This window comes from Pedobacter sp. Leaf176 (assembly GCF_001424305.1).
Lineage (GTDB): Bacteria > Bacteroidota > Bacteroidia > Sphingobacteriales > Sphingobacteriaceae > Pedobacter.
The window spans coordinates 207,098-221,544 of sequence record NZ_LMPD01000003.1 but is presented as its reverse complement, the minus strand read 5'-3'; the positions used below and the strand labels follow the sequence as shown (position 1 = coordinate 221,544).

Genomic DNA, 14,447 nt, shown 5'->3' with positions numbered 1-14,447 from the left:
TCCCTATTGCACTTGCCAATAATCTTTCGTAAAAGTCTACAATTTTTTCGATCGCATCAAGTTGATAGTTTAGTTAGCTAGCAATTATGTAGAATGTCACTACTGTTGATATGAAATGTATTTTGATATAATATGAAATAGTGCTTCATCCCAATAGTTTATCGCTTCCGTAGTTACGCGCAACACCTTGCCTACTTTTTCTAAAGTGCTGTCTTCAATTTCTTCGTTCTGCTCTGATTTACTAATGGCCTGCTGGCTAATGCCGAGTGCGGGAATCAGGGTTTCTTGTTTTACTCCAGCCAACCTTCATGTAAAATCACTTTATCTGCTTCGATTTCATAAGGCAAAAAGTAATATCCTGTCTGTTTATCTACATGGTTATAAAATTTCGCTACAATAGCATCTGTTTTACCTTCAATTGAAGGCCTGGTGATTAAGGTATCATAAATAATAGCATAGGTTAAAAATTCCGCTTGGCCAAACAACCTCAATACATCATTTTCCAATTGTTTAATAAATTCGTTGCTTAATGGAAATTCATCACCAAAAAAAACGATATGCTGTAAAGGCTGATTATTTTTATTAAGATAAACTGCTATTGGGTAAAATTCAGACTGTTCCTGTAAAAGTTTTTTTCAATCGTAAAGCCATAGTTAAGCAGGTTAATGAGGTTTTTATCCATGGTGGTAATGTTGTTACTAAATGACGAATATAAGTCAAAGAATAAATAGGAAAACCGATTTTATATATATTTTTCATTCCACTTCCGACGAAGAATCGGTACGCTTAAGTTGAACTGACGGAACTAAAAGTGTTTTACTTCGCGTGCTTTGCATTTCTCCTTTGTGCCCTTTGCGTTAAACATGGCGTTAGACTTGTTTCACAAAGTTAAATTTGTAATATTTTTATGTGCCTGAAGGTTCTTTTAAAATAATTTTTACCTTGGTATACCTTAATCAGACCTTCTAAAACGTTTAACCATGAGCCATAAGCCTATTTATAAATTTGCATTTGCACTATTTGCCACATTTACGATTTGTTTTGAAACGATGGCGCAGCAGGCTAAATTGAATGTTGCCGTGGCCGGACTGAACCATGATCACATTTACCTGATTATGAACAGCTACCAGAAGGGAGAGGTGAACATCATCGGCATTGCAGAAAGTAATCCCGATTTAATACAGCGTTTTAAGAAGCGTTATCAACTGGCCGATAGCTTATTTTTCCATGACCTGCCTGCTTTATTGCAAAAACGTAAACCCGATGCCGTGCTGGCTTATAATGCCATAAGCGATCATCTGGCGGTGGTGGAGGCCGCTGCACCCCTGGGGATTTCTGTAATGGTTGAAAAGCCCCTGGCAACAACCGTTAAAGATGCAGAGAAAATGGTTCTGCTTGCTAAAAAGCACAACATCCATTTGCTTACCAATTATGAAACCACCTGGTATCCGAGTAACCAGGAAGCTTACCTGAATATTAAACAACAGAATTTAATAGGAGCGGTGCGGAAGATGATAGTACACGACGGTCACCAGGGTCCGAAGGAAATAGGCGTGAGCAAAGAGTTTCTGAGCTGGCTCACTGATCCCGCTAAAAATGGGGCAGGTGCACTAAACGATTTTGGCTGTTATGGTGCTAATTTAATGACCTGGCTGATGAATGGCAAAGCGCCAATAGCCGTGTCGGCCATTACCCATCAGATTAAACCCGACGTTTACCCCAAAGTGGATGATGATGCCACAATTTTGCTGGAGTATCCGGATGCAACAGGCATAATTGAAGCTTCCTGGAACTGGCCTTTCAGTATCAAGGATATGGAGGTATTCGGGAAAACAGGCTATATACAGGCGGTTAATGAACAGCAGTTGCGTTTAAAAGAAAATGGCAAAGCTGATTATAAAATCTATAAAGCAAAAGCACTTGCACCGGCTTATGCGAGTAGTCTGGGCTACCTCGCTGCGGTATTAAGAAATGAAATCAAGCCTGAAAATGATTTATCTTCTTTAGAGAATAATTTAATTGTGGTTAAGATTTTAGAAGCGGCTAAGGTTTCGGCGAAGACGGGGAAGAAAGTGATGATGAAGTAAGGATAACTATCGTCATCTCGACCGCTTGGAGAGATCTTTTTAAATGAGATTTATGGTCAAAGATTGCTCCATTCCGTTGTACTCCATCTGATAGCTGTCGGATCGAGATAGTAAGAATAACTTATTTTTTCTACTGCGCACAGTCTTGCCTCGGTTAGCCACCGAAGGGCTTTTACTTTTTCCTTGATGAAAAAGTAACAAAAAATCAAGGCTTGCATCTTTTCTTGTAAAAAGCTACGGAAATCTTGATAGCGGCAGCCTCTAGGCTCATACCTCTGCTCATCCCATCGCACCCGCTTGATTCTGCCTTGGATCGTGCGGTAATTTAAGGAACTGCAAAGATTTCCGTGCTTTTTCCTGCGAAAATCTGCTAGGCCGGTAGCAGGGTTCGTGCGGTAATTTAAGGAACTGCAAAGATTTCCGTGCTTTTTCCTGCGAAAATCTGCTAGGCCGGTAGCAGGGTGCAGATCGCATGGCGTAGAGACAGGCATCCTGTAGGTGTGTGCTTTAAAACTATCCAGAAATATGGGTTTAAGGCACTCGCTATAATACGGTCGTCATTCCCGCGCAGGCGGGAATCTTAAAGCGGTCGCTATTCTTGCGCTTCGCGCAGCCTTGCCTCGGTTAGCCACCAAAGGGGGTAGGAAAGGTTGTGCGCAAGTTTCAACAGCCTCTCCTTCCATCATTTCCTAGGCCGATTGCAGGGTGCAGATGGCATGGCGTAGAGACAGATATTCTGTAGGTGTGCGCATTTCAATTATGAGGGAATAAGGGTTAAAGGCACTCGCTATAATACGGTCGTCATTCCCGCGCAGGCGGGAACCTTAAAGCGGTCGCTATTCTTTCCCATTGCTCGGTCTTGTCTCGGCTCACCGCCGCCGAGGGGCTCTTTCTTTTGGCTTGGCCCAAAAGAAACAAAAATCCAAGGCTTGCATCGTTTTTTATGTGATAATATTATTTTTATAGGCATAAAAGATTGCTGCGCAATTCTTGTAAAAAGCTACGGAAATCTTGATAGCGGCAGCCTCTAGGCTCATACCTCTGCTCATCCCATCGCGCCCGCTTGATTCTGCCTTGGTTCGTGCGGTAATTTAAGGAACTGCAAAGATTTCCGTGCTTTTTCCTGCGAAAATCTGCTAGGCCGGTAGCAGGGTGTAAATCGCATGGCGTAGAGACAGATATCTGTAGGTGTGTGCTTTGAAACTATGAGCAAATAGGGGTTTAAGGCACTCGCTATAATACGGTCGTCATTCCCGCGCAGGCGGGAACCTTAAAGCGGTCGATATCTTAGCCCTCGCTCGGTCTTGTCTCGGTTAGCCACCGAAGGGCTTTTACTTTTTCCTTGATGAAAAAGTAACAAAAAATCAAGGCTTGCACCGTTTTTTATGTGATAATATTATTTTTATAGGCATAAAAGATTGCTGCGCAATTCTTGTAAAAAGCTACGGAAATCTCGATAGCGGCAGCCTCCAGGCTCTCATCCCTCGCTCATCCCATCTCACCCGCTTGATTCTGCCTTGGATCGTGCGGTAATTTAAGGAACTGCAAAGATTTCCGTGCTTTTTCCTGCGAAAATCTGCTAGGCCGGTAGCAGGGTCAAATTGAGTTAAACTCCCCTCCTTATTTAAAGGAGGGGTGGTTGTAAGACTAACTTATTTTTCTCCTGCGCTCGGTCTTGCCTCGGTTAGCCACCGAAGGGCTTTTACTTTTTCCTTGATGAAAAAGTAACAAAAAATCAAGGCTTGGAACTGATGTCGGCCAAGCTAGTCGAAACTTAATATGCAACAGCGGCTAGGAACGAAGAAAAATCGTTCTTGCCTCTGTTTTGCTCATTCGGATGGGGGAAAAGGTTGTGCACAAGTTTCAACAGCTTCTCCTTCCATCATTTCCTAGGCCGATTGCAGGGTGCAGATGGCATGGCGTAGAGACAGATATTCTGTAGGTGTGCGCATTTCAATTATGAGAGAATAAGGGTTAAAGGTACTCGCTATAATACGTTCGTCATTCCCGCGCAGGCGGGAACCTTAAAGCGGTCGCTATTTTTCCCATTGCTCTGTTCTTGTCTCGGTTAGCCACCAAAGGGGGTAGGGAAAGGTTGTGCACAAGTTTCAACAGCTTCTCCTTCCATCATTTCCTATCCGTTAGCGAGGTGCAGATGGCATGGCGAAGAGACAGGTCTTCTATAAACTTTGTTTTGGAATTCTGAGGGAAAACTCCCCTCCTTATTTCAAGGAGGGGTTGGGGGAGGTTATGAAAAGATTCTCTTTGATTTCTATTTCATTAGGGTAAAAAGTGCTGATAGCGGATAGGGGCTCTTTGCCTCTTTTTTTTACTTTGTGCCCTCTGTGGTTAATCGGAAATTAAATTTTAACAGCTATGATCACATTAATTCTGTGCCGCTCTGTGTTTTACTTTGTGTCCTCTGTGGTAAAATTGCCTTCTGTGGTTAATTCTTTAGTTTTCACCGATTTCAGAAACACAAAACCCACCACACCCGATAGAATCGAAGCCGTTAATATCGCAAACTTCGCTTCCGAAACATGCAACGCATCGCTGAAAGACAGTAATGCAATAAATATCGACATCGTAAAACCGATACCCGCTAACATGCCTAAACCCAATACATGTTTCCAGCCGGCGCCGGTCGGTAAATCGGCCCATTTAAGTTTTACAGCGAGCCAGCTGAAGCAGGTGACCCCGATTGTTTTTCCAACAAATAAGCCAGCAATGATTCCCAAACCGAGTGGCGAAACCAGTCCGCTTAGCATTTCCTTCTGGAAAGTGATGTTGGTGTTTGCCAAAGCGAAAACAGGCATAACGAGGTAATTTACAGGGACAGTCAAAGCATGTTCCAGTTTCTCCAAAGGAGACTCGACATCTGTGTCGTTAGTTGGGATGGTAAAGGCTAAAAGAACCCCCGCAATTGTGGCGTGAATACCGGAATGATGTATGAAATACCAGAGGAATATGCCGGGGATAAGATAAAAGACCAGGTGCTTCACACCGAAATAATTCATTAAACTGAGTAGTACTAAAACGCCTCCTGCCATGGCCAGGTATTCAAAATGAATTTGATTGGTGTAAAAGATGGCGATAACCAGTATGGCACCTAAGTCATCGACAATCGCTAAGGCCGCCAGAAATATTTTTAAACTTGTCGGTACACTGTTACCCAGCATTGCAATGATGGCTAGTGCAAAGGCAATGTCGGTTGCCATTGGAATGCCCCAGCCTCCGCCGGTTTCAGTCTCTTTATTAAAAACGGTATAAATGAGTGCCGGAACCAGCATACCGCCTAAGGCAGCAATCACCGGTAATGCAGCGCTTTTTACAGAAGAAAGTTCGCCTTCAACGAGTTCACGCTTGATTTCTAATCCGACCAATAAAAAGAAAATGGCCATCAGGGCATCGTTAATCCAGGCTAAAATGCTATAGTTGATTACCCCAAAGCCCAATTTGCTTGCTAAAAAAGCTTCGAAACTTTCTTTGGAAGCCGTATTGGCGATGAGTAATGAAATGGCGACGCAAATCAATAATAAGAAACCGCCCACTTGTCCGGATTTGAAGAAACGCTGAAATACTGCCAGATTGATCAATTTTGCCATAGGGGTAAAAATAAGGAATTAAGGGGAAAGGGGTGTGTTTTTTGAATGTTGATTTTGCTATTTTTTAAATTTTTTACCTATTGGTTTTATAGCTATGGGTGGGAGCTACCCTCCTTGAAGAGGGGCTGGAGGAGGTTTTGCCCTTCGCGAAGTCTTGTCTCGGTTAGCCGCCGACGGGCTCTTACTTTTGGCTTGGCCCAAAAGTAACAAAAGCCCAAGGCTTGCATCCTTCCTTGTAAAAACCTACGGAAATCTTTATAGCGGCAGCCTCCATGCTCTCATCCCTCGCTCATCCCATCGCACCCGCTTGATTCTGCCTTGGATCGTGCGGTAATTGAAGGGATAGCTAAGATTTCCGTGCTTTTTCCTGCGAAAATCTGCTATGCCGATTGCAGGGTGCAGATCGCATGGCGTAAAACAGGCATCCTGTAGGTGTGTGCTTTGAAACTATGAGGGAATAGGGGTTTAAGGCGCTCGCTATAATACGGTCGTCATTCCCGCGCAGGCGGGAACCTTAAAGCGGGCGCTATTTTTCCCCTTCTTTCAGTCTTGCCTCGGTTAGCCACCGAAGGGCTTTTACTTTTGGCTTGGCCCAAAAGTAACAAAAGTCCAAGGCTTGCACCGTTTTTTATGTGATAATATTATTTTTATAGGCATAAAAGATTGCTGCGCAATTCTTGTAAAAAGCTACGGAAATCTTTATAGCGGCAGCCTCTAGGCTCATACCTCTGCTCATCCCATCGCGCCCGCTTGATTCTGCCTTGGATCGTGCGGTAATTTAAGGAACTGCAAAGATTTCCGTGCTTTTTCCTGCGAAAATCTGCTAGGNGCTCATCCCATCGCGCCCGCTTGATTCTGCCTTGGATCGTGCGGTAATTTAAGGAACTGCAAAGATTTCCGTGCTTTTTCCTGCGAAAATCTGCTAGGCCGGGTAGCAGGGTGCAGATAACATGGCGTAAAACAGGCATCCTGTAGGTGTGTGCTTTGAAATTTTGAGGGGCTAAGGCGCGTCGTCATCTCGACCGCAGTGGAGAGATCTTTTAAATTTCACTTATTTTCGGAAAGCAATATTCTTTCCCATTGCTCGGTCTTGCCTCGGCTCACCGCCGCCGACGGGCTCTTACGCTTGGCCCAAAAGTAACAAAAGCCCAAGGCTTGCATCCTTTCTTGTAAAAAGCTACGGGAATCTTGATAGCGACAGCCTCTAGGCTCTCATCCTTTGCTCATCTTATCTCACCCGCTTGATTCTGCCTTGGATCCTGCGGTAATTAAGGACCTGCTAAGATTTCCGTGCTTTTTCCTGCGAAAATCTGCTATGCCGATTGCAGGGTGCAGATCGCATGGCGTAAAACAGGCATCCTGTAGGTGTGTGCTTTGAAACTATGAGGGAATAGGGGTTTAAGGCGCTCGCTATAATACGGTCTTCATTCCCGCGCAGGCGGGAACCTTAAAGCGGGCGCTATTCTTGCGCTTCGCGCAGTCTTGTCTCGGTTAGCCACCGAAGGGCTTTTACCTTTTTCTTGATAAAAAGGTAACCAAAAATCAAGGCTTGCATCCTTCCTTGTAAAAACCTACGGAAATCTTTATAGCGGCAGCCTCCATGCTCTCATCCCTCGCTCATCCCATCGCGCCCGCTTGATTCTGCCTTGGATCGTGCGGTAATTTAAGGAACTGCAAAGATTTCCGTGCTTTTTCCTGCGAAAATCTGCTAGGCCCCGCTTGATTCTGCCTTGGATCGTGCGGTAATTTAAGGAACTGCAAAGATTTCCGTGCTTTTTCCTGCGAAAATCTGCTAGGCCGGTAGCAGGGTGCAGATAACATGGCGTAGAGACAAGGATTTGTAAACTTTGTTTTGCAAAATCGAGTTAAACTCCCCTCCTTATTTTCAAGGAGGGGTTGGGGTGGTTGAATTAAAGCCCCACCCCAACCCTCCCCGAAGGAGAGGGGGTTAAGGTGCAGAAACTATCGAGTATCCTCAGGGCGGAGCGTTATTAGTAAAACTAATTTTTAACCATAAAAGATATTTAAGGACATTTTAAGCACTAAGCTTTCAGCACAAGTTCCGACGAAGGGGTCAGAAAGGGCGCGCTGACTCTTTTCGTGGTAATTGAAAGGAAGTACAAAAGCTTTAACGTTTTCTCCTTCCATCATTTCCTATGCCGATTGCAGGGGGTCTATAGCAAGGAGTAAAGACAGGCATCCGTAGGTATGTGCTTTGAAATTTTGAGGGGCTAAGGCGCGTCGTCATCTCGACCGCAGTGGAGCGATCTTTTAAATTTAACTTATTTTCGGAAAGCAATATTCATCCCCTGCGCTCAGTCTTGCCTCGGTTAGCCACCGAAGGGCTTTTACCTTTTTCTTGATAAAAAGGTAACCAAAACTCAAGGCTTGGATCTGATGTCGGATAAGCTAGTCGAAACTTTATTTGCAACAGCGGCTAGGAACGAAGAAAAATCGTCCTTGCCTCTGCTTTGGCTTTTTCCGGTGGAGGAAAGGTTGTGCATAAGTTTCAACGGCTTCTCCTTCCATCATTTCCTATGCCGATTGCAGGGTGCAGATAACATGGCGTAGAGACAAAGATTTGTAAATTTGTTTTGCAAAATCGAGTTAAACTCCCCTCCTTATTTTCTAGGAGGGGTGGGGGTGGTTGTAAGACTGACTTATTTTTCTCCTTCGCTCAGTCTTGTCTCGGCTCGCCGCCGACGGGCTCTTACTTTTGGCTTGGCCCAAAAGTAACAAAAGCCCAAGGCTTGCATCCTTCCTTGTAAAAAGCTACGAAAATCTTTATAGCGGCAGCCTCTAGGCTCATACCTCTGCTCATCCCATCGCGCCCGCTTGATTCTGCCTTGGATCCTGCGATAATTGAAGGACCTGCAAAGATTTCCGTGCTTTTTCCTGATACCTCTGCTCATCCCATCGCGCCCGCTTGATTCTGCCTTGGATCCTGCGATAATTGAAGGACCTGCAAAGATTTCCGTGCTTTTTCCTGCGAAAATCTGCTAGGCCGGGTAGCATGGTGCAGATAGCATGGCGTACAACAGGCATCCTGTCGGTGTGTGCTTTAAAACTATGAGGGAATAGGGGTTTAAGGCGCTCGCTATAATACGGTCTTCATTCCCGCGCAGGCGGGAACCTTAAAGCGGGCGCTATTTTTCCCCTTCTTTCAGTCTTGCCTCGGTTAGCCACCGAAGGGCTTTTACTTTTTCCTTGATGAAAAAGTAACAAAAAATCAAGGCTTGCATCCTTCCTTGTAAAAAGCTACGGAAATCTTGATAGCGGCAGCCTCTAGGCTCATACCTCTGCTCATCCCATCGCGCCCGCTTGATTCTGCCTTGGATCCTGCGATAATTGAAGGACCTGCAAAGATTTCCGTGCTTTTTCCTGATACCTCTGCTCATCCCATCGCGCCCGCTTGATTCTGCCTTGGATCCTGCGATAATTGAAGGACCTGCAAAGATTTCCGTGCTTTTTCCTGCGAAAATCTGCTATGCCGATTGCATGGTGCAGATAGCATGGCGTAGAGACAAGCATCCGCAGGTTTCTGCGCCTTGCAACCCCCTCTCCTTCGGGGAGGGTTGGGGTGGGGCTTCCTCCCCCTGCCACAACACACCCTTCGCTCCCCCCTCCAAAGGGGGAAATAGCGAGCGCCATAGACCTCCCCAGCCCTGCCTGAAGGAGAGGAGCGCCCACCCTTCGTCATAAAAACCCAAGGTAGAAAGTTCACAAAAAAGACAACATTATTGATTAGTGGAAAAATCTTTTAAATTTCAATTAGTGCCTTAAATATTTCTCCATTCCGCTGTGCTTCAGTCGAAATGATGACTAATTCTCCCTGAGAAAATCTGTTAGGCATTGTGAGACATTAAATTCTTCCCTGCCTTCTGTGTTTCCGTGGCAAATTTTTGATACAATAAACATTTCAATTAACGGCTTAAAATCTGCGAATCTGTGGAGATTTAATATAAATTAACCTACCAGGTTAAAATGGCCAATAGACCTATTAATACTTACAAAAATGCCTCAATATCGCCCTTACCCTCCCGGACAACTTCAAATTCTCCATTCGTGAAATCAATTACGGTTGAGGCTTCGTTACCACCATAGCCTCCATCAATTACCAGGTCAACCAGGTCATGGTATTTCTCGTGAATCAATTCCGGATCGGTAGAATATTCGATCAGTTCATCGTCGTCTTTTATGGAAGTAGATAATATCGGATTCCCCAGTTCTTTTACTATGCACCTTGCAATATTATTATCGGGAACACGGATACCGACCGTCTTTTTATTGGAACTCAGTAATTTCGGTACGTTGTTGTTGGCGTTAAATATAAAGGTGAATGGACCGGGTAAAGCTTTTTTCAAAACCCGGAATGTTGTATTGTCAATCGGCTTAATGAAGTCGGAAATGTGGCTCAAGTCGTGGCAAATAAATGAAAAATTTGCCTTTTCAGGCTTGATGCCGCGTATTCGGCATATTTTTTCAATTGCTTTCGGATTCGTAATATCACAGCCCAGGCCGTAAATCGTATCAGTAGGGTAGATGATTAAACCACCCTTTCGAAGCACTTCAACCACCTGGTCGATGGCTCTCTCGTTTGGGTTTTCCGGATAAATCTTAATAAGCATAGCGTAAAAATAACAATTTAATGGTGTCAGTTGTTTATTATTCCTAATCTTTGCGTTAACAAAACATACGCTAATCTGTAATTATGAGAAAAGCTTTCGTCGCTATAGCCGCATTTTTAGTTGCCTTAACCATTATGCTGGGTTTATACCATCCGTTTTTATGGTGGACATTCCTTTTCACCGGGCCCTTCGTTTTGCTTGGCATTTATGATCTATATCAACCCAAACACAGCATCGTTCGTAACTACCCCGTTTTTGGTCGTTTAAGGTATTTCATGGAAGAGCTTAGGCCCAAAGTGTACCAGTACTTCGTGGAAAGCGACACCAACGGAACGCCTTATAACCGCTTAAACCGTTCGTTAATTTATCAAAGGGCAAAGAAAGACAATGATACCATACCATTTGGAACGCAGTTAAACGTCTACGAAAATGGTTATGAATGGTTAAGCCATAGTATAGCGGCGATTTCTCACCACGAGTTGAATTCTGATCCCCGGGTATTGGTCGGCGGACCGGACTGTAAAAAACCATATTCGGCCAGCATTTATAACATTTCGGCCATGAGTTTTGGCTCTTTAAGTCAGAATGCAATTCTGGCCTTAAACGGCGGTGCCAAAATGGGCAATTTTGCGCATAATACGGGCGAAGGCGGAATTAGTGATTACCACCGTCAGCCGGGAGGCGATCTAATCTGGCAGATTGGGACAGGTTATTTTGGTTGCAGGAATGATGACGGAACGTTCAATTACGATGCTTATGCAGAACGGGCGAAAACCGATCAGGTGAAAATGATAGAGATTAAGTTGTCGCAAGGGGCGAAGCCTGGTCACGGTGGCATGTTACCCGCAAAAAAAGTGACTGCTGAAGTTGCCCGGATTCGTCTGGTGCCTGAGGGTAAAGATGTGCTTTCCCCACCGGCTCACTCTGCATTTAATACACCAATCGGTTTGTTGGAATTTGTTAAAAACCTGAGGGATTTATCCGAAGGAAAACCGGTTGGTTTTAAATTATGTATCGGTCGTAAGAGTGAGTTTTACGCCATTTGTAAGGCAATGATTGAAACTGGTATCTATCCTGATTTTATTACGGTTGATGGTGGCGAGGGTGGAACAGGTGCGGCCCCCCAGGAATTCTCGAACTCTGTTGGTATGCCTTTACGCGAGGGCGTCGCATTTGTTTACGACGTTTTAAATGGCTTTGATTTAAAGAAACACATTAAAATTATTGCTTCCGGTAAGGTGTCCACCGGCTTTGATTTAGTTAAAAATATTGCTTTAGGTGCGGATATGTGCAATGCAGCCCGCGGGATGATGTTTGCTTTGGGTTGTATCCAGGCATTAGAATGTAATAGCAATACCTGCCCAACTGGCGTGGCTACCCAAGACCAAAGCTTAATGAAAGGTCTGGTGGTTGAAGATAAAACGGTTCGCGTGAAGAACTTTCATAACCTGACGGTTGCCAGTGCAGTAGAACTGCTTGGTGCTGCGGGTTTGAGAGAGCCAAGTCAATTGAGCAGGGCTTACATCAACAGAAGGGTTAGCGCTAACGTGATGCAATCTTACCTGGAAACTTATCCTTACATCCCTGCCGGAAGTTTATTGCAAACGCCATATCCAACCAGGTTTGAATTGGGCATGGCGCTGAGCAGCTCGAAAAGTTTTGCGCCAACCGATTATAAAGTTTCTGCAGTGGATTATTCGCATGCCAATCCGTATAGCGATACCATGAAGGAGGAGGGGATGTAGGTATTAATTGTTTCGGTTGGTGAGACACCAACCGAAAGGTTAACTAATCAATTGTTGACTCCGGTCATCATTTCTAAAGCCTCGGTTCGTGTCCTCACGAAACGGAACTATACTATTGGTTCGTGAGGACACGAACCTTGGCTTGGGGAGGTTATGCGCCTTGCTCGGTCTTGCCTCGGCTCGCCGCCGCCGAGGGGGCTCTTTCTTTATCCTTGATGATAAAGAAACAAACAATCAAGGCTTGGACCTGATGTCGGATAAATTCGTCAAAGCTTTTTTGTTCGTCAGCACAAGTTCCGACGAAGGGTCGGAAAGGGCGTGCTGCCTCGGGATAGTGGTAGGTTGAAAGGATTGCAAAAGCTTTAACGATTTCTCCTTCCATCATCTCCTAGGCCAGTAGCAAGGAGCCTATAGCGGGGTGTAGAAAAAAGCATTCGTAAATGGGCGCTTTGAAACGATGAGGGAACTCCCCTCCTTATTTTCAAGGAGGGGTTGGGGGTGGTTTTAAGATTTTAATTATTCTTTCCCTTCGTTCAGTCTTGCCTCGGTTCGTGTCCCCAAGGCCTCGGTTCGTGTCGCCACGAAACGGAAATGCTGTTTTGGTTCGTGAGGACACGAACCATGGCCTTGTATAAAAAAAATCCGTTTGATTTAATTCAAACGGATTTTTATGCTTTGTGCTATTTTCGCTATAAGCTTTAGTCTTTCAGCTTTCAGCTTAGATTAAAACTCCGCATTTTTAGGGAACCGAGGGAAAGCAATTACGTCACGAATGTTGGTCATACCGGTAACAAATAGAACCAAACGTTCGAAACCTAAACCAAAACCTGCATGAGGTGCGGAACCAAAACGTCGGGTATCTAAATACCACCAGAGTTCATCCTGAGGGATATTCATGTCCTCCATACGTTTTGTTAAACGGTCTAAACGTTCCTCACGTTGTGAACCACCAATCATTTCACCGATGCCCGGGAATAAAATATCCATCGCTGCAACGGTTTGTCTGCCCTCTGCATCCGGTTCGTTCTGGCGCATGTAGAATGATTTAATATCTGCAGGGTAATCCGTTAAGATTACCGGTTTTTTAAAGTGTTTTTCCACTAAATAACGTTCGTGCTCACTTTGTAAATCTGCGCCCCATTCGTCAATTAAGTATTTAAACTGTTTTTTCTGATTGGGTTTAGAAGATTTTAAAATTCTAATCGCTTCCGTGTACGTTAAGCGCTCGAACTCATTTGCAAGGCAGAAATCCAGTTTCTCCAGTAAGCTAAATTCGCTGCGCTCGTTTTGAGGTTTTTGTTTATCCTCTTCAGCCAAACGGGTATTTAAGAATTCAAGTTCATCTTTGCAGTTGTCCAAAGCATATTTGATAACATACTTCATCATATCTTCTGCAAGCTGCATGTTATCTTCCAGATCTGCGAAAGCAACTTCTGGCTCAATCATCCAGAATTCGGCAAGGTGACGCGTTGTATTTGAGTTTTCCGCACGAAAGGTCGGGCCGAAGGTATAAATCTGTCCGAAAGCCATTGCGGCCAATTCGCCTTCCAGCTGACCTGAAACGGTTAGATTCGTTGCACGGGCAAAGAAATCCTGAGAAAAATCTACTTTGCCTTCTTCAGTACGCGGCGTGTTATCGAAATCCAAAGTCGTTACTTTAAACATCTCACCGGCGCCTTCGGCATCACTGGCCGTAATTACAGGCGTATGCATGTAAACAAAACCACGCTCATTGTAAAATTGGTGGATGGCGAAAGCTAAAGCATGACGAACCTTGAAAACCGCATTGAAGGTATTGGTGCGGAAACGCAGGTGTGCAATTTCACGCAGGAACTCTAAACTGTGTTTTTTAGGTTGTAATGGAAATTTTTCAGGGTCACTGTCACCTAAGATTTCTACTGATGTCGCTTTGATTTCAACGGATTGTCCTTTTCCCAGTGATTCGATTAATTGGCCTGTAGCAGAAATGGCTGCACCAGTTGTTATTCTTTTTAACAGCTCATCTGGTAAATTATTAAAATCGATAACCACCTGGATATTGCCCATGCAACTTCCATCATTTAAAGCGATAAACTGATTATTACGAAAAGTTCTAACCCATCCCATAACCGTTACTTCTGTGCCAAATGCAGTCGATTTTAATAAATCTTTAATTTGCTGTCTCTTAATCATATTCTTGTTTGTAAAAGGCGCAAATTTATGAAAAAAATTGAGGTTAAACTGGAGGAAATGGTTAAAATGTTTGAATTGGTTAATTGTTTAGATGGGTTAACTGTTGGAATTAGTTAATTGTTTAAATTGTTCGATTAGTTAAAATGTTTGAATTGGTTAATTGTTGGAATTGTTTAATTGTTTAAATTGTTCGATTAGTTAAAATGTTTG

General features: G+C 44.1%; 8 protein-coding genes. 2 read left to right on the top strand and 6 right to left on the bottom strand.

Features of this window, described 5'->3' with window-relative positions:
* Positions 1-99 precede the first annotated feature (99 nt).
* A complete protein-coding gene (locus tag ASF92_RS09695; RefSeq protein WP_056091652.1) occupies positions 100-303 on the bottom strand; it encodes a hypothetical protein in 204 nt (67 codons plus the stop codon).
* Positions 291-506: a hypothetical protein gene (locus tag ASF92_RS09690; RefSeq protein ID WP_056091650.1), complete on the bottom strand. Its 216-nt coding sequence runs from the start codon at positions 504-506 to the stop codon at positions 291-293. The genes ASF92_RS09695 and ASF92_RS09690 overlap by 13 nt, the downstream gene beginning before the upstream one ends.
* 474 nt (positions 507-980) lie before the next feature.
* Here ASF92_RS09690 and ASF92_RS09685 point away from each other — a divergent pair, with 474 nt between their 5' ends.
* Positions 981-2,087, top strand: a complete 1,107-nt coding sequence (locus ASF92_RS09685; protein WP_082489521.1) for a Gfo/Idh/MocA family protein — start codon at positions 981-983, stop codon at positions 2,085-2,087.
* A gap of 2,408 nt (positions 2,088-4,495) precedes the next feature.
* Here ASF92_RS09685 and nhaA read toward each other — a convergent pair.
* Both nhaA and ASF92_RS09650 read right to left on the bottom strand, forming a co-directional pair.
* A complete protein-coding gene (nhaA, locus tag ASF92_RS09670) occupies positions 4,496-5,692 on the bottom strand; it encodes a Na+/H+ antiporter NhaA (RefSeq protein WP_157263810.1) in 1,197 nt (398 codons plus the stop codon).
* 4,007 nt (positions 5,693-9,699) lie between these two features.
* On the bottom strand, positions 9,700-10,320 hold the full coding sequence (locus ASF92_RS09650) for an L-threonylcarbamoyladenylate synthase (RefSeq protein ID WP_056091632.1): 621 nt from the start codon (positions 10,318-10,320) through the stop codon (positions 9,700-9,702).
* A gap of 83 nt (positions 10,321-10,403) precedes the next feature.
* On the opposite strand from ASF92_RS09650, the gene ASF92_RS09645 reads away from it, so the two are divergent.
* A complete protein-coding gene (locus ASF92_RS09645; protein WP_056091629.1) occupies positions 10,404-12,065 on the top strand; it encodes an FMN-binding glutamate synthase family protein in 1,662 nt (553 codons plus the stop codon).
* Between the two features lie 151 nt (positions 12,066-12,216).
* Here the strand turns inward: ASF92_RS09645 and ASF92_RS09640 are convergent, their stop codons facing one another.
* Positions 12,217-12,450 carry a hypothetical protein gene (locus ASF92_RS09640; RefSeq protein WP_157263808.1) on the bottom strand — a complete coding sequence of 78 codons (234 nt, stop codon included), beginning with the start codon at positions 12,448-12,450 and terminating at the stop codon, positions 12,217-12,219.
* A 338-nt stretch (positions 12,451-12,788) separates the two neighbouring features.
* Complete coding sequence (gene asnS, locus ASF92_RS09635) at positions 12,789-14,237, bottom strand: asparagine--tRNA ligase (protein WP_056091622.1); 1,449 nt, start codon at positions 14,235-14,237, stop codon at positions 12,789-12,791.
* Between the last annotated feature and the right edge of the window lie 210 nt (positions 14,238-14,447).